The organism is Rhizobium sp. RAF56, assembly GCF_052113965.1.
Lineage (GTDB): Bacteria > Pseudomonadota > Alphaproteobacteria > Rhizobiales > Rhizobiaceae > Rhizobium.
The window spans coordinates 148,200-169,945 of record NZ_JBFRDU010000002.1 but is presented as its reverse complement, the minus strand read 5'-3'; the positions used below and the strand labels follow the sequence as shown (position 1 = coordinate 169,945).

Sequence of the window (21,746 nt, the reverse complement as noted above, 5' to 3'; positions counted from 1 at the left end):
TCAGGACTATCATTAACGATGCCCGTAAACGAAAGGTTACCAACGGTAGGTTTTTGTTAAGCCGAGGTAAATTTTTGATCCAATCCGCTGCGAATGCGGTGCGGGCGGGGAAATGCATCGAGAGCCGGGGTCTCGCATCACGGGAGTATTGCGTATGAAGTCGCGTGAGAGCCTAGTGCGCCTGAAGGAATTTCAGGTGAACGAAAAACGTCGTCAGCTGCAGCAGTTACAGATGATGATGGCTGAATTTGACCGGATGACAAAGGATCTGGAAAGCCAGATCGTCATCGAGGAAAAGAGGTCGGGGATTTCCGACCCGACACACTTCGCCTATCCGACCTTCGCCAAGGCGGCGCGCCAGCGCGCCGACAATCTCCAGGTCTCGATAAGAGAGTTGCAGGCGCAGGAAGAGGCGCTTGAAGGGGCGCTTGAGGAAATGCAGGAGGAGTACGCCAAGGCGGCGGCGATCGAGGAACGTGACGGAGGCCTTCGGGCCCGCGCGTAACGGCGCCCTCGCCGGCAGGCGGGGTCGTGAATAAAAAACCGTGCATGACCGACCAAAGCGGCCGGCCATGCACGGTTTTTTGCGTGACCGTGAAACAGTCCAGGCGGCCGGATAGACCGTTGTTTCGAAGAAAAACGGAAACGGTCTATCTGTTTGTTTCTACGCAATTCCGGACGGAAAACCGCGTCACACTTTTCCTGAATTGCTCTAGTGGCTGATGACGTCTTCCCACTCTGGGTGGCGCTGGGTCTGTGCCTTGAAGAACGGGCAAAGCGGGAAGATCTTCCAGCCATGCGCGCGAGCTTCGCTCACGGCGTATTCGGCGAGTGCTTGCCCGACGCCCTTTCCGCGCAGCGCGTCCGGGACCGCGGTGTGATCGATGATGATGAGGTGCGGCGAGGCGCGGGAATAGGTCATTTCCGCCAGGTGCCCGTCAACGATTGCAACGTAGCGTCCACCGGAGGTCGTTGCTTCGTGTCTGATGTCCATGCCGTCTGCCTCCGCGCGCCGCTTCCCAGGAGATCGTTTCGCAGCGAAAATCGCATGGTCTTGGGCGACTGCCAAGCCGGCTGTCGGCAGCGACCCCGGGTGTGGTCCGTGATGAGGTGCTGCACGACTGGAATGGGGCTGAGTAAGCTCGGGCCGGACGTTCCTATCTGGAAGACGTCCGGCCCGGAAAGCCTCGAAAAAGGAGGGTTCTAGTGTCGGTATTGCTGAATTCGCGTCGTCCGCAGACCGGCGAGGCCGTGGCTGCTGATGGAGGACTGCCAGGATAGGAACTCTTCCACGGTCAGCGTATAGCGCTCGCAGGCTTCTTCCAAGCTCAGCAGGCCGCCGCGCACCGCAGCGACAACCTCAGCCTTCCGGCGGATCACCCAGCGCCGCGTGTTCGGCGGCGGCAGATCGGCAATCGTCAGTGGGCTGCCATCGGGGCCGATGACATACTTCACTCGGGGACGTATCATTTCGGTCATTGGGACTCTCTACACAACTCAAGACCACAAGTGGCACTTTAGCTCGTCACATTTAAAAATTGCCTAAGCGCGTAGTAACACTTTGATAACAATTCTACCTATGTTCGAAAGCATCAGAATTGGTGCCCGATGGCGGAAATAAAGCCATGGGCTGAAGAGGTTATCTCTTGAAAAAATGGTTGCGCGCGACGCCGTTCTGGTCGCCGCGCGCAAATTCTCACTCTCTTCTCGGCTTCAAAATTCAGAAACCGGAGCCGCCCCGCAACTCGGAAACGACGGTGCCGACGATGATTCTCAGGTCGAGCAGCATCGAAAAATGTTCGACGTAATAGAGATCGCTGATCACGCGTGCCCTTGCCATCGTCGTGCGATCGGTCGGGCCGCGCAGCCCCCGCATCTGGGCGAGACCCGTCATACCGGGACGCATGGTGTGGCGGCGATGGTATTGCGGCACCAGATCTTCGTAGAGCTTGCCGGCCGCCAGCATGTCGATCGCATGGCAACGCGGACCGACGACAGACATATCGCCCTTGAGAACGTTGAGAAGCTGCGGCAGCTCGTCGAGGTTGGTGCGGCGCAGGATCGCGCCGAGCCGCGTGATGCGCGGGTCGCCGCGCACCGTCTGCGCAATGCCGCTGCGGTCGCCGAGATCGGCCCGCATGGAGCGGAACTTGTAGACACGGATTCGCTTGCAGTTCCTGCCCCAGCGTGTCTGCGTGAACAATGCCGGCCCCGGACTGTCGAGGCGAATAAGGAGCGCGATGGCGATCAGCAGCGGCGACAGCACCATCAGGGCGCCAAGCGAAGCGGCAATGTCGAAGCCGCGTTTCAGAGACAGATTGAGCGTCCGCCATAGGGATGCCGGGCTCTCTATCGGAGCCGACCGCGGCGGCCAGCTGCGTATGCCGGCACCGATCGTTGTGTCCGTAACGCTGTTGTTAAAAACCAGGATACTCAAGTTCGCACCTCACATTTTCGGGGGGTGTGAAAGACTTTGACGATGTTTTGCCTAGGCCATCTTTCAGGGTTTCCATCCCAATTGGTCAGCCGGGATGACCCAATCCAAACAGTGAATTGCGACATTTCTATCAGACTCTCGATAAAAAGCTCATTTGGTCGATAGAAAACGGTGCTCCAGCCGCAGTTAAACATCTGATCTAAAACGGATTTATTCTCCATGAGAGGTGAAGTTTAAAAATCTGTCCATAGGCGACGCATGCACGCAATGAGTGCTCATTGCGCTCACTGCGTGTATGAAAAAAGACATATCCCCGTAGCTCAAAGCAGGGTCGCCATAATCTCGGTCTTGCCGGAGCCGAACTCGAATTGGGCAGTCCCGCCGTGCAGGAGGCTCAGGCGATCGCCTGCGTTGAGGGTCGCAATACCGGCGGCACTTTGACGAAGCGCCCCGTTTGTCGTCGGCGCCCCGCAGACCGTGAGGACGGTGCTGCCGTTTGCGACCAGGCTGACCGTATGGCCGTTCGACGTCAGCGTGCTCGTCTGCAGGAGAAGAAGATAGCTGCCCGTGACAGGCACGGAGAGCCGATTTCCGGCGCTTGCGCTGATCGCGTCGGCAAGCGCGAAGCCGCCCTGGTTGGCTGCGAGCGTCGAAAAGCCGGTCTGGCTGCCGGCAGCGGGTGTGAGTGGACCCGACGTAAGACTGGCGCGTACCAGGGGCCGGTTCGGCATGGAGACGACGCCCTGTGGCGAGATCGCAAGTCCGGTCCGCCAAGCGCTGCCATCCGGACTGATCTTGATCGAGAAGCTGTCGTCACCGGCAGTCCCCATTTCAGCCCGGCCCGACCACCCGGTCTGGAAGAGCAGCGAAGCGGTGTCGGCGGCGGCGGCCTTGTTTACTTTGATCTGGTGGCCGTTGCCGGCATTGCTGAACAAGGTTGCCGCCGCCGCGACGGCCAGGCGATTGCTGGTGTCGGCTGTTGCGTTGATGCCGAGGCTTTGCATGCTGCCGCTTGCGGGAAGGCTTGGCTCCGTCCACGCGGCGCCGGTGAAAACGCGAAGCCGCGAATCGCCGGCAAACCAGGCGCGCCATCCGGCTCGCGGCTGCAGGAATAGCCAGTCGCCATCCTGAAAGAATGCGATGACGCCGCTCTTGCCGAGCCAGGCCCCGCTGGCGCCCGTGCTTACCAGATACGCGGCGCCCTCGGAGGGCGCCAAAGGCGGTGCGGCCAGACTGGCCGCGATCGTGAGCTGGACGGCTGCGTCCAGGCGTTGCAGGGCTTCGTTATGCGTGACGTGCTTTTGTGCCTGCGACGGCAGGATGTAGGGTAGGGCGAGATTCGTGGTTTCGTCGGACAAGGCTGGTCTCCCGCAAGAGGCGTTTCGTTGCGGTCAGCATAATCGACGCCAGGACGAGGGGGATGATTCGCCACTCGGCTCCTTGAATCGTCAGGATATTTTGCGTTTGCTATGCCCGGCTACGGCTCGCCCTGCAGCCCCAGGAGATGAAATCGGGGTTGGCGAAGTCGCTGTCTTCGCTCTGCTCCGTCTTGCCGTAGAGGAGCGGCTGGCCGCTGCCGGTAACGGTCATGCCGCCTGCCGCGCGCAGGATCGCGTCGCCCGCGGCGGTATCCCATTCCATCGTCCGCGAAAAGCGCGGGTAGACGTCGGCCTGACCCTCCGCCAGCAGGCAGAATTTGAGCGAGGAGCCGATCGTCGTGCAGGCGGTCACCGCGTTATCGAGAAGAAACCGGTCGGTTTGGGCGTTGTTGTACCGGCGGCTGGCCAGCGCCAGCAGTTCCTTCGGCTGCCGCCGCACCGAGATGTCGGAACGGTCAAAGACCGAGAATTCGTCGCTGATCGAAAGCCTCTGCGCCTTGCCGTAGGCACCCGTGAAGGCAAGCTTGACGGCCGGCGCGTAGACGATGCCCGCGATCGGCACGCCGTCCTCGATATAGGCGATATTGACGGTGAATTCGTCGCGCTGTTCCACGAACTCGCGCGTGCCGTCAAGCGGATCGACGAGGAAGAATGGACGTCCGCGCACGTCGGGTATCCTGCCCGCGGCGACAGATTCCTCCGCAATGATCGGAATGTCGGGAAATTCACGCGCCAGATGCTCGATAATGATTCGCTCGGCCTGCTCATCTGCGACCGTGACCGGGCTCAGGTCCTGCTTGAGTGTGACAAGACAGCCCGCGCGATAGATGGCGAGGATCGCCTTGCCGGCCTCCAGTGCCGCCTGTTCGAATGTACCGAGCATCGGTATGACGTCTTTCCGCGGTTCCGCAGCTTTTGGCGACTGTGAATGATTAATATTTAAGAAGTCTTGACCGCGAAGTTTAGACCCCCGCCGCATCACGATTTCTGGCCTTAGCGGGGCAATATTGATTTGCCAATCGCCGTTTTGCGGCCTGGGGTTGAACCGCGCCCTTGTTCGCGCGAACGTGCTTTTTCGGACACACTCGGCAAGGAGCTTATCGCCTTCGCCCATTGCGCGCTCTCCATGTCCCGTTTGCGAACTTTTTCGGTCCGTTCCAGGCTTGCCGTTTCAATCGCATATGCGAATGTGCGCGCACAATGTTGCAGCTTTCCCTGCTCGTCCCAGACGACCGCGGTGCTGCAGGGTCGATCATGGGTTACCGCATGCGCTATTCCGCACTTTCGATTTTAAAGCAGGCGTTTACAGGAAATCGCGACTGGCAACCTGTCTGGCGCGCGCCGGAGCCGAAACAGCACTACGACGTGATCATTGTCGGCGGCGGAGGACACGGGCTGTCGACGGCCTACTATCTCGCCAAGGAGTTCGGCATCACCAATGTCGCGGTCATCGAGAAGGGCTATCTCGGTTCGGGCAATGTCGGCCGCAACACCACAATCATCCGCTCCAACTACCTGCTGCCGGGCAACGAGCCGTTCTACGAGTTCTCGATGCAGCTCTGGGAAGGGCTGGAGCAGGATTTCAACTACAATGCGATGGTCTCTCAGCGCGGCATCGTCAATCTCTTCCACACCGACGGGCAGCGCGATGCCGCCGCGCGGCGCGGCAATGCCATGCGCATCCATGGCGTCGACGCTGAACTGCTTGACAGGGAACAGGTGAAGCGGCTGATGCCGTACCTGAATTTCGACCACGCGCGCTTCCCGATCCTCGGCGGCCTCCTGCAGCGGCGCGGCGGCACCGCCCGTCACGATGCGGTTGCCTGGGGTTACGCGCGCGGCGCAGACAGCCGTGGCGTCGATCTTATCCAGCAATGCGAAGTCACGGGCATCCGCCGCGAGGGCGGCCGCGTCGTCGGCGTCGAGACGACGCGCGGCTTCATCGGCTGCAACAAGCTGGCGCTGGCGGCCGCCGGAAATACATCGACGCTCGGCCGCATGGCGGGCCTCGACCTGCCGATCGAGAGCCATGTGCTGCAGGCCTTTGTCACGGAAGGGTTGAAACCGGTGATCGACAACGTCATCACCTATGGCGCCGGGCACTTCTATATCTCGCAGTCGGATAAGGGCGGCCTCGTCTTCGGCGCCGATATCGACTACTACAGCTCCTATGCCCAGCGCGGGAACCTAGCGACCGTCGAGCACACGCTCGAAGATGGCGTATCGCTGATACCGGGCCTGTCGCGGGTGCGCGTGCTGCGCGCCTGGGGCGGCGTCATGGACATGAGCATGGACGGCTCGCCGATCATCGACAAGACGCCGATCGACAACCTCTACCTCAACTGCGGCTGGTGCTACGGCGGCTTCAAGGCGACGCCTGCCTCGGGCTTCTGCTTCGCGCACCTGATCGCACGGAACGAAACCCATCATGTCAGCCGCCTCCTGCGCCTCGATCGCTTCGAGCGCGGCTTCCCGATCGACGAAGGCGGCAAGGGCCCGCAGCCGAACTTGCATTGAGGCACACTCCATGGCCAGCTTGATTTCCTGTCCGCACTGCGGTGTTCGTCCCAAGGAGGAATTCTCCATCCGGGGCGATGCCTCCGTCGTCCGCCCATCGCCATCCGCGTCCGATGAGGCCTGGCACCGCTACGTCCACATCCGCGACAACCCACGCGGCCGTATCCTCGAGCATTGGCATCACGCCGCCGGCTGTCGCCGCTGGCTGGTGGTCGAGCGGGACAACGCCACTCACGAGGTCTACTCCGTCGTCGACGCCACGGAGAAAGCGCGGGAGCGCGCGCAATGACCGCCTATCGTCTTCCCTCGGGCGGCGTGGTCGATCGCGACCAGCCGCTGACGTTCACTTTCGACAACAAGACCATGAAGGGTTTTGCCGGCGATACACTCGCCTCGGCGCTTCTTGCCAACGACCAGATGCTCGTCGGCCGCAGCTTCAAGTACCACCGCCCGCGCGGCATCGTGACGGCAGGCTCCGCCGAGCCAAATGCGCTGGTTGCGATCGGCAAAGGCGGGCGCACGGAGCCAAACACGCGGGCGACGGTCGCTGAGCTCTATCAGGGGCTTTCCGCCGCCAGCCAAAATCGGTGGCCGTCGCTGAAATACGACGTCAGTTCCCTCAACAGCCTGCTGTCGCCGTTTCTGAGCGCCGGCTTCTACTACAAGACCTTCATGTGGCCGGCAGCGTTCTGGGAGAAGGTCTACGAGCCGCTGATCCGCAAAGCCGCCGGTCTCGGCCGGGCGGTGATGCAGGCGGACCCGGACCGCTACGAAAAGGCCTGGGCGCACTGCGACCTCATCGTCGTCGGCGCTGGCCCGACCGGCCTGATGGCGGCGCTGACGGCGGCACGCGCCGGCCTGCGCGTCGTCCTTGCAGACGAAGGCTTCCGCTTCGGCGGCTCGCTGCTTTCGGAAAAGTTGACGCTCGACGGTGTTCCCGGCGCCCGCTTTGCGCAAACGGTTGTCGATGAGTTGTCGAATCTTGAAAATGTCACGCTCATGCCGCGCACGACAGTTTTCGGGTGGTACGACGACAATGTCTTCGGGGCGGTTGAGAAGGTGCAGAAGCACGTCGCCGAACCTTCGCCGGATCTGCCGGTCGAACGGCTGTGGCGCATCGTGGCAAAGCGCGCGATCATCGCTACCGGCGCCGAAGAGCGGCCACTCGTCTTCGGCGGCAACGACCGGCCGGGCGTAATGATGGCCGGCGGCATGCGCACTTACCTCAACCGCTATGCCGTTTCCGCGGGCAAGAAGGTGGCGGTCTTCACCAATGGCGGCTCTGGCTACCGCACCGCAGCCGATCTTGCCGCGCAGGGCATCGAGATCGCAGCGATCGTCGATACGCGCACACATGCGGCCGATGGCGCGCCCGACGGTGTGCGTGTCATTCGCGGCGGCAGCGTCATCGCGACCAAGGGCAGGCATCGCCTGAGCGCGTTGATCGCGGATCGCAGCGGTTTCGAGGAAACCATTGCCTGCGACGCGCTTGCCATGTCGGGCGGTTGGTCGCCCGTCATACACCTTGCCTGCCAGCGCGGCGGCAAACCGGTCTGGTCGGAGGAAAAGCAGGCGTTCCTCGCGCCTGTGGTCGCCGGCCTCGATGTGGCGGGTGCCGCTGCCGGCGAAGCGAGCCTTTCCGGCTGTCTCGCCGATGGCGCCGGCAAGGCCGCAGCGGTCGCAACGGCGCTCGGGCGGACAGTCCGCCAGGCGGACATTCCTTCGGTGGAAGGCGAGTATGATCCGGCGTTTGCTGCTGTCTGGTACGTTCCAGGCGCCAAGGACAAGGCTTTCGTCGATTTCCAGAACGATGTTCATGCCAAGGATCTGGGGCTCGCCTTGCGCGAAGGCTTCGGGCACATCGAACATGCCAAGCGCTATACGACGAGCGGCATGGCGACCGACCAGGGCAAGCTCGGCAACGTCAACGCCACCGGCATCATCGCCGGCATGCAGGGGGTGAGCCCCGCAGCCGTCGGTACCACAACCTTCCGACCGTTCTACACGCCCGTTTCCTTCGGCGCGATGACCGGCACGTCGCGGGGCAAGCACGCCCGGCCGTTCCGCGAATCTCCCCTGCACGGCTGGGCGAAGAAGAACGGTGCCACCTTCGTGGAAGCCGGGCTCTGGTACCGATCGGCATGGTTCCCGCGCCCCGGCGAAAAGACCTGGCGCGAGAGCGTCGACCGCGAAGTTCTGAACGCGCGCGCCAACGTCGGGATTTGCGACGTCTCGACGCTCGGCAAGATCGAGGTCTTCGGTCCTGACTCCGCCGAGTTTCTGAACCGGCTCTATTCCAACGCCTTCCTGAAACTCCCGGTTGGGCGGGCCCGCTATGGGCTGATGCTGCGGGAAGACGGGGTCGTTTACGACGACGGCACCACCAGCCGGCTTTCTGAAAACCACTTCGTGGTGACCACCACCACCGCCTATGCTGCAGAGGTTCTGACGCACATGGAGTTCTGTGCGCAAACCCTTTGGCCCAATCTCGACGTGCGTTTCGTTTCGTCTTCCGATCAATGGGCGCAGATGTCGGTCGTCGGCCCTAAGGCGCGGCAGGTGCTGCAGCAATTGGTCGAAGACGACATTTCAAACGAAGCCTTCCCTTTCCTCGCGGCCAAACCTGTAGCGCTGAAGGGCGGACTGAAGGCCAGGCTCTTCCGCATCTCGTTCTCAGGCGAACTTGCCTACGAGCTGGCGGTTCCGGCAGGCTTCGGCGAGGCGGTGGCCGATCAGGTCATGGAGGCTGGGCAGGCACATGGCATCTCAGCCTACGGCGTCGAGGCGCTGAACGTGATGCGGATCGAGAAGGGTCACGTCACCCACAACGAGTTCGACGGTCGCACGACGCCTGACGATGTCGGGCTCGGACGAATGATGTCGGCGCAGAAAGCCGACTTCATCGGCAAGCGGCTATCCACTCGTTTCGGTCTGACGGCGGCGGACCGCCTCCAGTTGGTCGGCCTCAAGCCGGTCGATTCGGCGCGCGAGATCAGGGCCGGAGCGCATCTGCTCAAGGAGGGGGCGAAGCCTTCGACGGCAAACGACCAGGGCCATGTCTCCTCCGCCTGCTTCTCGCCGGTGCTCGGCCATTCGATCGCGCTCGCTTTCCTGAAATCCGGTCGTGAGAGGATGGGCGAGAGGATCGTCGTCTGGGACGGGCTGCGCGGGGACGAAATATTCGCGGAAGTCTGCAGCCCCGTCTTTGTCGATTCCGACAACAAGAAGCTTCATCAGTGAGAACGGCGCCATGAGCATTGCATATCTCGACAGACATGTGCTCGACGAGCGGCTGGCTTCCACCGCATCTCAGCCGAACGCGAACCATCTGGCAATCGTGCGTCGTTTCGCGGCAGTGTCGGTGTTGGTGAACCCCGGCGACGAGGGCGAGGTGCTTGCGTCGCTGAGCGCGACGCCCGCGATCTCGGTGCGCATGGTCGGTCCCTTCGAGTGGCTTGCGGTTTCCGAAACGCTGGACGGCGAGGGTGTCGTTGCCGACCTTTCGAGGCTTGACGCGGGGCGCGTCTCCCTGGTCGACCAAAGCGACGGTCGCGTGCTTTTTAGAGTATCCGGGCCGAACGTCCGGGCTATCCTTGCCAAATGCGTTGCCGTCGACCTGCATCCTGACGTCTTTCATGAAGGGCGCTCCGCCAATATGCTCTGCTGCCATGTCAGCGCCAATGTCGCGTGCACTGGCGGAGACGTCTTCGAAATCGTCGTGATGCGCTCCTATGCGGGCTTTGTTTTCGACGAACTCATGGAGATGGGACGCGAATTCGCGCTGACGGCAGGCTTTGCCGCGTAGCGATGGCGCGATCCGGACAATCGCGATGGCGCAAATAGAAATGTCGGCTTCGCAGTTCAGGCTATTGGGGCGGTTTGATTGCCACTAGGCTCAGCGCCATCATTCTGCTGAATCTAACGGATTTTTCCTGCGGATTTCAATGGCATGGGTGAGGGGATGCAGCGCGGCCGTCTCGGCAGCACGCTCGAAAACCGGAGAAACTTATGAAAAGCCATGCCAAGGTCGTCGTCGTCGGTGGCGGTGTCGTCGGGTGTTCCGTTCTCTACCATCTGACGAAGTTCGGCTGGACGGATGTCGTCCTGTTGGAGCGCTCCGAGCTGACCTCCGGCTCGACATGGCATGCGGCAGGCGGCATGCACACCATCAACGGCGATCCGAACGTTGCCAAGCTGCAGAAATATACGGTCGAGCTCTACAAGGAGATCCAGGAATATTCGGGCCAGGATGTCGGCCTCCACATGACCTCCGGTCTGATGCTTGCAGCCACTCCACAGCGCTTCGACTGGCTGAAGTCGATCCTTGCCAAGGGCCGCTACAACGGTCTAGAGGCGACGCTGCTGACGCCGAAGGAAGCGCACGAGATGATGCCGCTTCTCGATCCCGATCAGTTCGTCGGTGCGCTCTACGATCCGGTCGAAGGCCATCTCGACCCCTATGGGACGACGCATGCCTATGCTAAATCCGCAAAAAAGAACGGCGCCGAGATCTACCTGCACACCAAGGTCGAGGATCTCGTGCAGCGCGAGGATGGTTCCTGGCGCGTCATCACCAATCAGGGCGACATCATCGCCGAGCACGTCGTAAACTGCGGTGGCCTTTGGGCACGCGAAGTCGGCCGCATGGTCGGTCTCGAATTGCCGGTGCTCGCCATGGAGCACATGTACCTCATCACCGAAGACATGCCGGAAGTGGCCGATTTCAACAAATCAACCGGCAAGGAACTGATGCATTGCGTCGATTTCGACGGCGAGATCTACCTCCGCCAGGAGCGAGGCGGCATGCTCATGGGCACCTATGAAAAGGCCTGCCGCCCCTGGTCGCCGCTGACCACGCCGTGGGACTTCGGCCATGAACTGCTGGCGGAAGACATCGAGCGCATTACGCCCGAGCTGGAAGTCGGTTTCCGCCATTTCCCGGCCTTCAACAAGGCGGGCATCAAGACGATCATCAATGGTCCCTTCACCTTCTCGCCCGACGGCAACCCGCTCGTTGGCCCTGTCCGGGGGCTCAACAACTATTGGTCGGCCTGCGCCGTCATGGCCGGCTTCAGCCAGGGCGGCGGCGTCGGATTGGCGCTCGCGAACTGGATGATCCACGGCGATCCCGGCTTCGACGTCTTCGCCATGGACGTTTCGCGCTACGGCGATTACGCGACGCTTGCCTACACCAACGCCAAGGTGCGCGAAAACTATACGCGACGCTTCTCGATCCGCTACCCCAACGAGGAGCTGCCGGCTGCCCGACCGCTGATGACGACGCCGATCTATGACAAGCTGAAAGCGGCCGGCGCCGTATTCGGCGCGTCATATGGCCTCGAACAGGCTTTGTGGTTTGCCCCTGAGGGTGAGGAAGACAAGTTCTCCTGGCGGCGCTCCAACGATTTCGATGTCGTGGGCGCAGAAGCAGCAGCGGTCCGCGAGAGCGCCGGGCTCATGGAAACCTCGGGCTTCGCCAAGTACTCGGTGAAGGGTGCGGGCGCGCAAGCCTGGCTCGATCGTCTGCTCACCTGCCGTATTCCGGCGATCGGTCGCATGACGCTTGCGCCGATGCTGAAGCACGATGGCAAGCTGATCGGCGACTTCACGCTCGCCAGGCTCGGAGAGGACGACTTCCTCGTCATCGGATCGGGCATTGCCGAGGCGTATCATATGCGCTGGTTCGAGAGCCACTTGCCGAAGGACGGCTCGGTCGAGCTCAAGCCGCTCGGTCTGTCGCTGCTCGGTCTTTCCATCGCCGGCCCGAATGCGCGCAAGGTGATGGAGAAGCTGACCCACCAGGATATCTCCGATGCGGCGTTTCCCTTCATGAGCATCCGGCGCATGGATCTCGGCATGGCGCCGGCGATCGTCGGCCGCGTCACCTATACCGGCGATCTCGGCTACGAAATCTGGATGAAGCCGGAATATCAAAGCTATCTCTTCAACGAGCTGATGGCCGCGGGCGCGGAATTTGGCATCAGGCTCTTCGGTTTGCGGGCGCTCAATGCGCTGAGACTCGATAAGTCCTATGGCAGCTGGTCACGCGAGTACCGGCCGCTATACGGGCCGCTCGAGGCTGGCCTTGGCCGCTTTGTGGCGCTCACCAAGGGTGCGGATTTCATCGGCAAGCAGGCGGCGGCCAAGGAAAAGGCCGATGGCGGCGCGTTGCGCCTGCGCACGTTCATCGTCAATGCAAGGGATGCCGATGTGATCGGCGACGAGCCGATCTACCACGCCGGCGCGGTTTGCGGTTGGGTCACCTCGGGCGGCTACGCGCATGCGTCGGGTGTTTCTGTCGCGGTCGGGTACGTGCCGAAGGAGATTGCAGACGAAGGCGAGGGCTGGTCGATCGAACTCCTCGGCGAAATGCTGCCGGCGCGCCTTCAGCTTCAACCTCTCTTCGATGCGGATGGCGCGCGCATGCGGTCCTGACGAAGCAGGATCAGCGAGGGCGAAGCTCCGACGAGATTCGCCCTCGATTTGCCGGCAGTCCGATCCCTAGCCGACATTCGCCCCCTCAGGCGAGAGACCCATTGCTTTCACCGTGTCGTGGATGGTCGCGTCAAGCCCGAGCAAGACGAGGAGAGAGGTGACACCGCGCGCTAAAAAAATACTCGATCCGCCTCCGGAGAAGCCGGACATGTATTCACTAATCTGGGGCTGAAAAGCGCCGGCTTACGAAGCTTGCCCAAATTTGAGACAAAGAGTGCCGTTTTTATGCCGCATGTGGCCCTTTGGGCGTCATTGCACAGGCTTTTGCAAAGAATTTGTCAATCTTGCGGCTTTTTAACTTCACATTTGCATCGAAAACGTTATGGAATCGAGCCAATGGCCGCTGCTCAGTGGTAGGCCAAACCAAAAAAAGAGATGCGGCTGACCTCATCCGCATCCAGGGGAAATGATATATGGAGTACTTTATCCAGCAGCTCCTCAACGGGCTGACTCTTGGGTCCATCTATGGCCTTGTGGCCATTGGCTATACGATGGTTTACGGCATTATCGGCATGATCAATTTCGCCCACGGCGATATCTTCATGCTGGGTGGTTTCGCCGCTCTCATCGTCTTCCTGGTTCTCACATCGATGTTCGCCGGTCTGCCCGTCGCGGTCCTGCTCATCATCATGCTGGTGGTGGCGATGTTGATGACGAGCCTCTGGAACTGGGCGATCGAGCGCGTCGCCTACCGGCCGCTGCGCGGCTCGTTTCGTCTCGCGCCGCTGATTACGGCGATCGGCATGTCGATCGTGCTTTCCAACTTCATCCAGGTGACGCAGGGCCCGCGCAACAAGCCGATCCGGCCGCTCGTGACCACGGTCTACAATATCAGCGGGGTTTCGATCTCGCTGAAGCAGATCATCATCGTCATCATCACGACGGTGCTCCTGGTCGCTTTCTGGTACATCGTCAATCGCACCGCGCTCGGCCGCGCCCAGCGCGCCACCGAGCAGGATCGCAAGATGGCGGCGCTTCTCGGCATCAATGTCGACCGCACGATCTCGATCACGTTCGTGATGGGCGCGGCACTTGCCGCCGTCGCCGGCACGATGTTCCTCATGTATTATGGCGTTGTGTCGTTCACGGACGGCTTCGCTCCGGGCGTCAAGGCATTCACTGCGGCCGTTCTCGGCGGCATCGGATCGCTTCCCGGCGCAGTCCTCGGCGGCCTCCTGATTGGCGTCATCGAGTCGCTCTGGTCCGCCTATTTCACGATCGCTTACAAGGACGTCGCAACCTTCGCACTCCTGGCTTTCGTGCTGATCTTCAAGCCGACGGGTATCCTCGGGCGGCCGGAAGTCGAGAAGGTATAACGCCATGGAAAAGTCAGTTGCTGTCACAGGCAAGTCCGCTTCCGGTCTTGTCCAGAAGGGTATTACCGAGGCGTTGTTTGCCGCGGTCATCTCCTTCGGCATGTTCGTGCTGTATGTCGGGTTGAAAACCGATCAAAACATCAACAACGAACTCGTCATCGTACCCCGCTGGGGACTATTGGCGATCTTCGTCCTGATTACCGCCGTGGCGCGTTTCGTAGGCGTTGTTTTCATTCGCCCCTATATCGACATTCGCAAGCTGGAGAAGGCGAAGGCCGGCGAGCTCGACATCTCCACGGAGAAGAGCTTCTTCCACAAGCACTTCCTGAAGATCGTGCTCGTGTTCCTGGCCATCTTCCCGATTGCTTCGGTCATGCTGCTCGGGCCGCAAGGCTCGCTGAAGTGGGTCGACAATTTCGGCATCCAGATCCTCATCTACGTGATGCTCGCCTGGGGTCTCAACATCGTCGTCGGTCTGGCCGGTCTGCTCGACCTTGGCTACGTGGCCTTCTACGCGGTCGGCGCCTACTCCTACGCGCTGCTGTCCAGCAATTTCGGCCTGTCCTTCTGGGTTCTCCTGCCGGTCGCCGGATTGCTGGCGGCGCTCTGGGGCGTCATTCTCGGCTTCCCCGTGCTGCGTCTGCGTGGCGACTACCTGGCGATCGTGACGCTTGCCTTCGGTGAGATCATCCGCCTTGTTCTCATCAACTGGACGGATGTGACAAAGGGCACTTTCGGCATTTCGGGGATCGCCAAGGCTTCGATTTTCGGGATCTGGTCTTTCGACGTCGGTGCGGCGAACAATTTCGCCAAGTCTTTCGGCCTGCCGATGGCGTCCGCATGGTACAAGATCTTCCTGTTCTATCTGATCCTGCTGCTCTGCATGTTGACCGCCTACGTGACGATCCGCCTGCGCCGCATGCCGATCGGCCGCGCCTGGGAAGCGCTGCGCGAGGACGAGATTGCATGCCGCTCGCTCGGCATCAACACGGTGACCACCAAGCTGACGGCGTTTGCCACCGGCGCGATGTTCGCAGGCTTTGCCGGCTCCTTCTTCGCCGCGCGTCAGGGCTTCGTCTCGCCGGAATCCTTCGTCTTCATGGAATCGGCCGTCATTCTCGCCATCGTCGTTCTCGGCGGCATGGGCTCGCTGACGGGCATCGCGATTGCCGCCTTGCTGATGGTCGGCGGTACGGAACTGCTGCGTGAGATGGACTTCCTCAAGGCCATCTTCGGCCCGGAATTCACCCCGGAACTCTACCGTATGCTGATCTTCGGCCTCGCGATGGTCGTGGTCATGCTCTTCAAGCCGCGCGGTTTCGTCGGCTCACGCGAGCCGACCGCCTTCCTCAAGGAGCGCAAGGCAGTTTCCGGCAGCTTTACCAAGGAGGGCCACGGCTGATGAGCCCTGTAACCGATATGTCCAGCGATACCCTGCTCAAGGTCGAGCACCTGTCGATGAAGTTCGGCGGCCTGATGGCCATCAACGACTTCTCCTTTGAGGCCAAGCGCGGCGACATCACCGCGCTGATCGGACCGAACGGCGCCGGCAAGACCACCGTGTTCAACTGCATCACCGGCTTCTACAAGCCGACGATGGGTATGATCACGATGATGCAGAAGGACGGCACGCAACATCTCTTGGAGCGGCTGCCCGACTTCCGCATCACCAAGGAAGCGAAGGTCGCCCGTACGTTCCAGAACATTCGACTGTTCTCGGGCTTGACCGTGCTCGAGAACCTGTTGGTCGCGCAGCACAACAAGCTGATGAAGGCATCCGGCTATACCGTGCTCGGGCTTCTCGGCCTCGGCAGCTACCGTTCGGAAGCCAAGAAGTCCATCGAGCTTGCCCAGCACTGGCTGGAAAAGGCCGATCTCATCGATCGCGCCGACGATCCGGCTGGAGATCTTCCCTATGGCGCGCAGCGCCGCCTGGAAATCGCGCGCGCCATGTGCACCGGTCCGGAGCTTCTGTGCCTGGACGAGCCTGCGGCCGGCCTCAATCCGCGCGAATCCGCGGCTTTGAACCAGTTGCTGCAAAACATTCGTATCGATACCGGCGCTTCGATCCTGCTGATCGAACACGACATGTCGGTCGTCATGGAAATTTCCGACCACGTCGTGGTGCTGGAATACGGACAGAAGATCTCGGATGGCACGCCGGATGAGGTCAAGAACGATCCGCGCGTTATCGCGGCCTATCTCGGTGTTGAGGATGATGAAGTGGAGGAAGTGATCGCAACCGTCGAACAGCTCGAAGGGGGCGCACACTGATGGCAACCCAACCACTTCTGAAAGTCCAGGGCGTGGAGACCTACTACGGCAATATCCGCGCGCTCGCGGGTGTCGACGTCGAAGTCAACAGCGGCGAAATCGTCAGCCTGATCGGCGCGAACGGCGCCGGCAAGTCCACGCTGATGATGACGATTTGCGGGAGCCCGCAGGCGAAGGTCGGTTCCGTGATCTTCGAGGGTCGCGACATCACCCGCATGCCGACCCACGAGATTGCCCGCCTGCGCATCGCACAGTCGCCTGAAGGCCGCCGGATCTTCCCGCGCATGACGGTGACGGAAAATCTCCAGATGGGCGCCGGCCTCGACAACCTCAAATATTTCAACGAGGACGTCGAAAAGATGTTCACGCTGTTCCCGCGCCTGAAAGAGCGCCAGAGCCAGCGTGGCGGCACGCTTTCGGGTGGCGAGCAGCAGATGCTCTCCATCGCCCGCGCGCTCATGGCGCGTCCGAAGCTCCTGCTTTTGGACGAGCCGTCGCTCGGCCTGGCACCGTTGATCGTCAAGGGCATATTCGAGGCGATCAGGGTTCTGAACAAGACGCAAGGCCTCACCGTCTTCCTCGTCGAGCAGAACGCTTTTGCGGCCCTCAGACTCTCCGACCGCGCCTACGTCATGGTCAACGGCAAGGTGACCATGAGCGGTTCCGGCAAGGAACTGCTCGCCAATCCTGAAGTCCGCGCCGCCTATCTCGAAGGCGGACGGCATTGATGTCCGCGAAGGGGAGCGTTTGATATGCAGGGACTTTTCTTCGAGAGCGATACGGGCGTGCGCACTGTCATTCGCCTGATCGTCGTCCTCATCGGCTTCTGGACCGCCTGGCGCGCCGGAAAAGCGGTTGCCGAGAGCTGGAACGACTACCCGCTGGTGATCGTCTACACGTTGCTGCTGGCCTTTGCCATGCGGTTCTTGCATCACGCCCTGTTCGACGGGCCGATGCTCAGCGTGTTTTACTATGTCATCGATGTGGTTGTACTTCTGATCTTCTCGACGGCCGGTTATCGCTACCGTCGCACGAAGCAGATGGTCAATAACTACTATTGGCTTTACGACAAGACTTCAGCCTTTTCCTGGCGGAAGAAGAATTGACAGCTTGCGGAAACTAGGCACAGATTGCCTTCCCGCAAGCATAAACGAATTCCTGTGAGAGGGTGGCGGTATCGCGCAGGGCACATGGAACAACCGCTCAAAAAATTGGGAGTAACAAAATGAAGAAGTATCTTCTGTCGGCAGTAGCGCTGACGGCTATGGTAGCGTTCAGCGGCAACGCCTGGGCAGATATCGTAGTCGCCGTCGCTGGCCCGCTGACCGGTCCGAACGCCGCCTTCGGCGCACAGCTCCAGAAGGGTGCCGAGCAGGCTGCTGCAGACATCAATGCTGCCGGCGGCATCAACGGCGAAAAGATCAAGATCGTGCTCGGCGACGACGTCTCCGACCCGAAACAGGGCATCTCGGTCGCCAACAAGTTCGTCGCTGACGGCGTCAAGTACGTCATCGGCCACTTCAACTCGGGCGTATCCATTCCGGCTTCGGAAGTCTACGCCGAGAACGGCATCCTGGAAATCACCCCGGCTGCTACCAACCCGAAGTTCACCGAGCGCGGACTCTGGAACACCTTCCGTACCTGCGGTCGTGACGACCAGCAGGGCGCAATCGCCGGCAAGTACCTTGCCGACAAGTTCAAGGACGCCAAGATCGCCGTCGTTCACGACAAGACCCCCTACGGTCAGGGCCTCGCTGACGAAACCAAGAAGGCCATGAATGCCGCTGGTGTCACCGAAGTCATGTACGAAGGCATCAACGTCGGCGACAAGGACTTCTCGGCCCTCATCGCGAAGATGAAGGAAGCCGGCGTTTCGATCATCTACTGGGGCGGTCTCCACACCGAAGCCGGCCTGATCATCCGCCAGGCTGCCGACCAGGGCCTGAAGGCTACGCTCGTATCCGGTGACGGTATCGTTTCGAACGAACTGGCATCGATTGCTGGCGACGCAGTTGCCGGTACGCTGAACACCTTCGGCCCCGATCCGACACTGAACCCGGCCAACAAGGAACTCGTCGAAAAGTTCAAGGCCGCCGGCTTCAACCCGGAAGCTTACACGCTCTACTCCTACGCTGCGCTGCAGACGATCGTTGCCGCCGCCAAGGCTGCGAATTCCACGGACACGCAGGAAGTTGCCGCCGCCATGAAGGCGAAGGGTCCGTTCTCGACCGTTCTCGGCGATATCTCCTTCGACCAGAAGGGCGACCCCAAGATTCCTGGCTACATCATGTACGAATGGAAGAAGGGCGCTGACGGCAAGTACACCTACGTGCCGCAGGACGCTAAGTAAGCCTAGTATCCGGCTTATCTCTATCGAAGCCCGGTCCTGCGACCGGGCTTCTTTTTTTGAGCATGTTCCAATCGCCGCCGACTTGCTCTACCTCTTCGATATCTCAAGCAGTCAGGGAATTGCCCATGTCGCGACCCCGCGTTCTCGTCACCCGCCGCTGGCCCGCGGCCGTGGAAGCCGCCCTCTGCGATCGCTTCGACACGACGCTGCGCCCGCACAACACGGCAATGACCGTCGACGAGATTGCAGAGGCGCTCCGCAACTATGATGCGCTGCTGCCGACCGTATCGGACAGGCTTCCCGCATCCGTATTCGCCTTGACACCGATCCGCACGAAAATCCTCGGCAATTTCGGCGTCGGCTTCAACCACATCGATGTCGCCGCCGCCATGGACAAGGGCGTCGTCGTCACCAATACGCCGGGCGTACTGACGGATTGCACGGCGGATATTGCCATGCTCTTGTTGCTGACCGTGGCGCGCCGTGGTGGCGAGGGTGAGCGGCAGCTTCGGGCCGGCGAATGGAAAGGCTGGTGCCCGACCCATATGATCGGCACCAAGGTTACCGGCAAGACCGTCGGCATCATCGGCTTCGGCCGCATCGGCAAGGCTTTCGCACAGCGCTGTCATTTCGGTTTCGGCATGAACGTCGTTTTCTACAACCGCTCGCCAGTGGGGTCTGAGGAGGCGGAACGCTACGGCGCGCGCCAGCTGCCGACGGTGGAAGCAGTGCTTGCCGAGGCCGATTTCGTGTCGCTTCATTGCCCCGGCGGCGCGGAAAATCGGCATCTCATCAACGCCCCCCGCCTGGCTGCGATGAAGCCGGGAGCATTCCTTATCAATACGGCGCGCGGAGATGTGGTGGACGAAAGTGCGCTGATTGCGGCGCTCGAAAGCCGCACGATCCGTGGCGCCGGTCTAGACGTTTACGAGGCCGAGCCGCAGGTTCCGGATGCCCTACGCCCCATGGAAAACGTGGTTCTCCTGCCGCATCTCGGCAGCGCCACCGAAGAGACGCGGACCGCCATGGGCATGAAGGTCGTCGACAACATCACCGCCTTCTTCGAAGGGCGCGATCCGCCCGACCGTGTGGCTTAGCGCCTATTATTTCATCGTTTGATGATAAAGCGGGCTGGTCGGAGACCGCCGTTCCTAGGCGGGAGCCGCGACTGCGCGGCTCCTATCAATGGGCACGGAACTTGCTACCTTGTCACGGTTGATAACAGCGAGGAGACGGGTATGTCGGCAGCGGCAAGCATTGCGCCGCAAAGGGCGAAAGGCGAGGGCCGTCTGTCGGTCAAGCCCTTTGCCGGTCGGACGCGTCTTGCAGAACTCTATCAGGACGGCTCCGCGAAGATCCGGTTACCCCATACCTTCAACGACACCATGGAGGCCGTTCTTATCAATACGGCGGGCGGCCTAACGGGTGGCGACCAATTGCGCTGGCGCATCGCCGCCGGCTCCGGCACGCGGCTCGATGTCACGACGCAGGCATCGGAGAAGATCTATAAGGCGGTTTCCGGCAGCATCGCTGAAGTCGTTACCTCCATCGAGGCTGGTGACGGTGCTCGGGTCGATTGGCTGCCGCAGGAAACCATACTCTTCGACCGGGCGGCCCTGTCGCGGACCCTCGATGTCTCGCTGCACGAGACTTCCGAATTTCTGGCCGTCGAAGCGGTCGTCCTCGGCCGCAAGGCGATGGGCGAGACGATGCGGGAAGGCCTGTTTCGCGATCGCTGGCGCATCCGCCGGGCGGGTCGGCTGATCCATGCGGAGGATCTGCGTCTGGACGGCGATATCGCGGCGCTAGCACGTGCGCCGGCCGTGCTGAGCGGCCAGATCGCCTTTGCAACAGTGCTCTATGCGAGCCCGGTCGCGGAAGGTCATCTTGCCGCCCTGCGCGCGCTCGCCTCGCCGCATATGGGTGGCGTGAGCCACTGGCGAGACAAGCTCGTCGTGCGCCTTGCCGCGCCCGATGGCTTCGCGCTCAGAAAAATCCTGATCCCGATCATTTCCATCTTGCGCGGCGGTGCGTCCGTGCCGAAAGTCTGGAGCCTCTAGAGCAATGCCGGTCAAAACAATGGATCCGCGATGAACCTTACTCCCCGAGAAAAAGACAAGCTCCTGATTTCCATGGCGGCGATCGTGGCCCGGCGGCGCCTGGAGCGCGGCGTCAAGCTGAACCATCCGGAAGCGATCGCGCTCATCACCGATTTCGTCGTCGAGGGTGCGCGCGACGGGCGTCCGGTCGCCGAACTGATGGAGGCGGGTGCCCACGTCATCAACCGTTCGCAAGTCATGGAAGGCATCGCCGAAATGATCCATGACGTGCAGGTGGAGGCGACGTTTCCTGATGGCACGAAGCTGGTGACCGTGCACGAGCCGATCCGCTGAGGAGGGACCATGCTGGAACTCAGGCCCAACTGCGAATGCTGCGATCGCGACCTGCCGCCGGATAGTGTGCAGGCGATGATCTGCACCTTCGAATGCACTTTTTGTAGCGACTGCGCCGGCGCAGTGCTGCAAGGCGTTTGTCCGAACTGCGGCGGCGAACTGGTGCGCCGGCCGATCCGTCCCGCATCGAAGCTTGCCGCCTATCCGGCATCGACGAAGCGCATCCTGAAAGCCGAGGGCTGCGCTCCCGGCAAAGCCGCTTGAGAGGAGACGCGAACTTGATCCCAGGTGAAATCATCGCTGCGAGCGGCGACATCGAACTCAATGCCGGCGCGGCAACTTTGACGCTGGAAGTATCCAACACAGGCGACCGCCCGGTGCAGGTCGGCAGCCACTATCACTTCGCCGAAACCAATGCTGGCCTCGTTTTCGATCGGGAGCAGGCGAGGGGCATGCGGCTCGACATCCCCGCCGGCACGGCCGTGCGCTTCGAGCCCGGCCAGACGCGGGCTGTCACGCTCATTCCGCTTTCGGGCCGCCGCGAGGTCTACGGCTTCCGCCAGCAGATCATGGGCAAGCTCTAGA

At 61.5% G+C, this 21,746-nt stretch carries 22 protein-coding genes; 17 read left to right on the top strand and 5 right to left on the bottom strand.

Going from position 1 to position 21,746, the window contains the following annotated elements; translation table 11 throughout:
- The first annotated feature begins 154 nt into the window (after positions 1–154).
- Positions 155–505: a flagellar export protein FliJ gene (locus AB4048_RS02745; protein WP_442200375.1), complete on the top strand. Its 351-nt coding sequence runs from the start codon at positions 155–157 to the stop codon at positions 503–505.
- A gap of 207 nt (positions 506–712) precedes the next feature.
- Here AB4048_RS02745 and AB4048_RS02740 read toward each other — a convergent pair whose 3' ends face one another.
- The 5 genes from AB4048_RS02740 to cysQ form a co-directional block, all read right to left on the bottom strand.
- Positions 713–994, bottom strand: coding sequence for a GNAT family N-acetyltransferase (locus AB4048_RS02740; protein WP_442200374.1), 282 nt, complete (start codon positions 992–994; stop codon positions 713–715).
- Positions 995–1,203: 209 nt separating this feature from the next.
- Positions 1,204–1,479: a CtrA inhibitor SciP gene (gene sciP, locus AB4048_RS02735; RefSeq protein ID WP_034476390.1), complete on the bottom strand. Its 276-nt coding sequence runs from the start codon at positions 1,477–1,479 to the stop codon at positions 1,204–1,206.
- A 241-nt stretch (positions 1,480–1,720) separates the two neighbouring features.
- Complete coding sequence (locus tag AB4048_RS02730; protein WP_442200373.1) at positions 1,721–2,437, bottom strand: sugar transferase; 717 nt, start codon at positions 2,435–2,437, stop codon at positions 1,721–1,723.
- 320 nt (positions 2,438–2,757) lie between these two features.
- Positions 2,758–3,795, bottom strand: a complete 1,038-nt coding sequence (locus tag AB4048_RS02725; RefSeq protein WP_442200372.1) for a DUF2793 domain-containing protein — start codon at positions 3,793–3,795, stop codon at positions 2,758–2,760.
- A gap of 109 nt (positions 3,796–3,904) precedes the next feature.
- The gene (gene cysQ / locus AB4048_RS02720) at positions 3,905–4,699 is read right to left on the bottom strand and encodes a 3'(2'),5'-bisphosphate nucleotidase CysQ (protein ID WP_442200371.1); all 795 of its coding nucleotides are present in this window, start codon (positions 4,697–4,699) and stop codon (positions 3,905–3,907) included.
- 383 nt (positions 4,700–5,082) lie between these two features.
- On the opposite strand from cysQ, the gene AB4048_RS02715 reads away from it, so the two are divergent.
- From AB4048_RS02715 to AB4048_RS02640, 16 genes are all read left to right on the top strand, one after another.
- On the top strand, positions 5,083–6,333 hold the full coding sequence (locus AB4048_RS02715) for a sarcosine oxidase subunit beta family protein (RefSeq protein WP_442200480.1): 1,251 nt from the start codon (positions 5,083–5,085) through the stop codon (positions 6,331–6,333).
- A 10-nt stretch (positions 6,334–6,343) separates the two neighbouring features.
- A complete protein-coding gene (locus tag AB4048_RS02710; RefSeq protein WP_442200370.1) occupies positions 6,344–6,622 on the top strand; it encodes a sarcosine oxidase subunit delta in 279 nt (92 codons plus the stop codon).
- The gene (locus tag AB4048_RS02705; RefSeq protein WP_442200369.1) at positions 6,619–9,573 is read left to right on the top strand and encodes a sarcosine oxidase subunit alpha family protein; all 2,955 of its coding nucleotides are present in this window, start codon (positions 6,619–6,621) and stop codon (positions 9,571–9,573) included. Before AB4048_RS02710 ends, AB4048_RS02705 begins: the two co-directional genes overlap by 4 nt.
- 10 nt (positions 9,574–9,583) lie before the next feature.
- On the top strand, positions 9,584–10,138 hold the full coding sequence (locus AB4048_RS02700; protein WP_442200368.1) for a sarcosine oxidase subunit gamma: 555 nt from the start codon (positions 9,584–9,586) through the stop codon (positions 10,136–10,138).
- A 203-nt stretch (positions 10,139–10,341) separates the two neighbouring features.
- The gene (locus AB4048_RS02695; RefSeq protein ID WP_442200367.1) at positions 10,342–12,768 is read left to right on the top strand and encodes a GcvT family protein; all 2,427 of its coding nucleotides are present in this window, start codon (positions 10,342–10,344) and stop codon (positions 12,766–12,768) included.
- A 473-nt stretch (positions 12,769–13,241) separates the two neighbouring features.
- The gene (locus tag AB4048_RS02690) at positions 13,242–14,144 is read left to right on the top strand and encodes a branched-chain amino acid ABC transporter permease (RefSeq protein WP_442200366.1); all 903 of its coding nucleotides are present in this window, start codon (positions 13,242–13,244) and stop codon (positions 14,142–14,144) included.
- Positions 14,145–14,148: 4 nt separating this feature from the next.
- Positions 14,149–15,546: a high-affinity branched-chain amino acid ABC transporter permease LivM gene (gene livM / locus AB4048_RS02685; protein ID WP_442200365.1), complete on the top strand. Its 1,398-nt coding sequence runs from the start codon at positions 14,149–14,151 to the stop codon at positions 15,544–15,546.
- A complete protein-coding gene (locus AB4048_RS02680) occupies positions 15,546–16,418 on the top strand; it encodes an ABC transporter ATP-binding protein (RefSeq protein WP_442200364.1) in 873 nt (290 codons plus the stop codon). Before livM ends, AB4048_RS02680 begins: the two co-directional genes overlap by 1 nt.
- The gene (locus AB4048_RS02675) at positions 16,418–17,146 is read left to right on the top strand and encodes an ABC transporter ATP-binding protein (RefSeq protein WP_442200363.1); all 729 of its coding nucleotides are present in this window, start codon (positions 16,418–16,420) and stop codon (positions 17,144–17,146) included. The genes AB4048_RS02680 and AB4048_RS02675 overlap by 1 nt, the downstream gene beginning before the upstream one ends.
- Positions 17,147–17,170: 24 nt before the next feature.
- Complete coding sequence (locus AB4048_RS02670) at positions 17,171–17,524, top strand: DUF6867 family protein (RefSeq protein ID WP_442200362.1); 354 nt, start codon at positions 17,171–17,173, stop codon at positions 17,522–17,524.
- 119 nt (positions 17,525–17,643) lie between these two features.
- Positions 17,644–18,768, top strand: coding sequence for a branched-chain amino acid ABC transporter substrate-binding protein (locus AB4048_RS02665; protein ID WP_442200361.1), 1,125 nt, complete (start codon positions 17,644–17,646; stop codon positions 18,766–18,768).
- 125 nt (positions 18,769–18,893) lie between these two features.
- Entirely contained in the window at positions 18,894–19,865 is a 972-nt protein-coding gene (locus tag AB4048_RS02660) for a 2-hydroxyacid dehydrogenase (RefSeq protein ID WP_442200360.1), read from the top strand.
- A gap of 141 nt (positions 19,866–20,006) precedes the next feature.
- Complete coding sequence (locus tag AB4048_RS02655; RefSeq protein ID WP_442200359.1) at positions 20,007–20,828, top strand: urease accessory protein UreD; 822 nt, start codon at positions 20,007–20,009, stop codon at positions 20,826–20,828.
- Between the two features lie 30 nt (positions 20,829–20,858).
- A complete protein-coding gene (locus AB4048_RS02650; protein WP_442200358.1) occupies positions 20,859–21,161 on the top strand; it encodes an urease subunit gamma in 303 nt (100 codons plus the stop codon).
- Positions 21,162–21,170: 9 nt separating this feature from the next.
- Positions 21,171–21,425 (top strand): DUF1272 domain-containing protein, encoded by a 255-nt coding sequence (locus AB4048_RS02645; protein WP_442200357.1) that lies wholly within the window; start codon positions 21,171–21,173, stop codon positions 21,423–21,425.
- A gap of 14 nt (positions 21,426–21,439) precedes the next feature.
- Entirely contained in the window at positions 21,440–21,745 is a 306-nt protein-coding gene (locus AB4048_RS02640; protein WP_442200356.1) for an urease subunit beta, read from the top strand.
- The last annotated feature ends 1 nt before the right edge of the window (position 21,746 follow it).

Bases quoted from the DNA above. Each gene is read 5' to 3' on its own strand.
- AB4048_RS02745 (WP_442200375.1), top strand. From the start codon at position 155: ATGAAGTCGCGTGAGAGCCTAGTGCGCCTGAAGGAATTTCAGGTGAAC.
- AB4048_RS02740 (WP_442200374.1), bottom strand. From the start codon at position 994: ATGGACATCAGACACGAAGCAACGACCTCCGGTGGACGCTACGTTGCA.
- sciP (WP_034476390.1), bottom strand. From the start codon at position 1,479: ATGACCGAAATGATACGTCCCCGAGTGAAGTATGTCATCGGCCCCGAT.
- cysQ (WP_442200371.1), bottom strand. From the start codon at position 4,699: ATGCTCGGTACATTCGAACAGGCGGCACTGGAGGCCGGCAAGGCGATC.
- AB4048_RS02715 (WP_442200480.1), top strand. From the start codon at position 5,083: ATGCGCTATTCCGCACTTTCGATTTTAAAGCAGGCGTTTACAGGAAAT.
- AB4048_RS02710 (WP_442200370.1), top strand. From the start codon at position 6,344: ATGGCCAGCTTGATTTCCTGTCCGCACTGCGGTGTTCGTCCCAAGGAG.
- AB4048_RS02705 (WP_442200369.1), top strand. From the start codon at position 6,619: ATGACCGCCTATCGTCTTCCCTCGGGCGGCGTGGTCGATCGCGACCAG.
- AB4048_RS02700 (WP_442200368.1), top strand. From the start codon at position 9,584: ATGAGCATTGCATATCTCGACAGACATGTGCTCGACGAGCGGCTGGCT.
- AB4048_RS02695 (WP_442200367.1), top strand. From the start codon at position 10,342: ATGAAAAGCCATGCCAAGGTCGTCGTCGTCGGTGGCGGTGTCGTCGGG.
- AB4048_RS02690 (WP_442200366.1), top strand. From the start codon at position 13,242: ATGGAGTACTTTATCCAGCAGCTCCTCAACGGGCTGACTCTTGGGTCC.
- livM (WP_442200365.1), top strand. From the start codon at position 14,149: ATGGAAAAGTCAGTTGCTGTCACAGGCAAGTCCGCTTCCGGTCTTGTC.
- AB4048_RS02680 (WP_442200364.1), top strand. From the start codon at position 15,546: ATGAGCCCTGTAACCGATATGTCCAGCGATACCCTGCTCAAGGTCGAG.
- AB4048_RS02675 (WP_442200363.1), top strand. From the start codon at position 16,418: ATGGCAACCCAACCACTTCTGAAAGTCCAGGGCGTGGAGACCTACTAC.
- AB4048_RS02670 (WP_442200362.1), top strand. From the start codon at position 17,171: ATGCAGGGACTTTTCTTCGAGAGCGATACGGGCGTGCGCACTGTCATT.
- AB4048_RS02665 (WP_442200361.1), top strand. From the start codon at position 17,644: ATGAAGAAGTATCTTCTGTCGGCAGTAGCGCTGACGGCTATGGTAGCG.
- AB4048_RS02660 (WP_442200360.1), top strand. From the start codon at position 18,894: ATGTCGCGACCCCGCGTTCTCGTCACCCGCCGCTGGCCCGCGGCCGTG.
- AB4048_RS02655 (WP_442200359.1), top strand. From the start codon at position 20,007: ATGTCGGCAGCGGCAAGCATTGCGCCGCAAAGGGCGAAAGGCGAGGGC.
- AB4048_RS02650 (WP_442200358.1), top strand. From the start codon at position 20,859: ATGAACCTTACTCCCCGAGAAAAAGACAAGCTCCTGATTTCCATGGCG.
- AB4048_RS02645 (WP_442200357.1), top strand. From the start codon at position 21,171: ATGCTGGAACTCAGGCCCAACTGCGAATGCTGCGATCGCGACCTGCCG.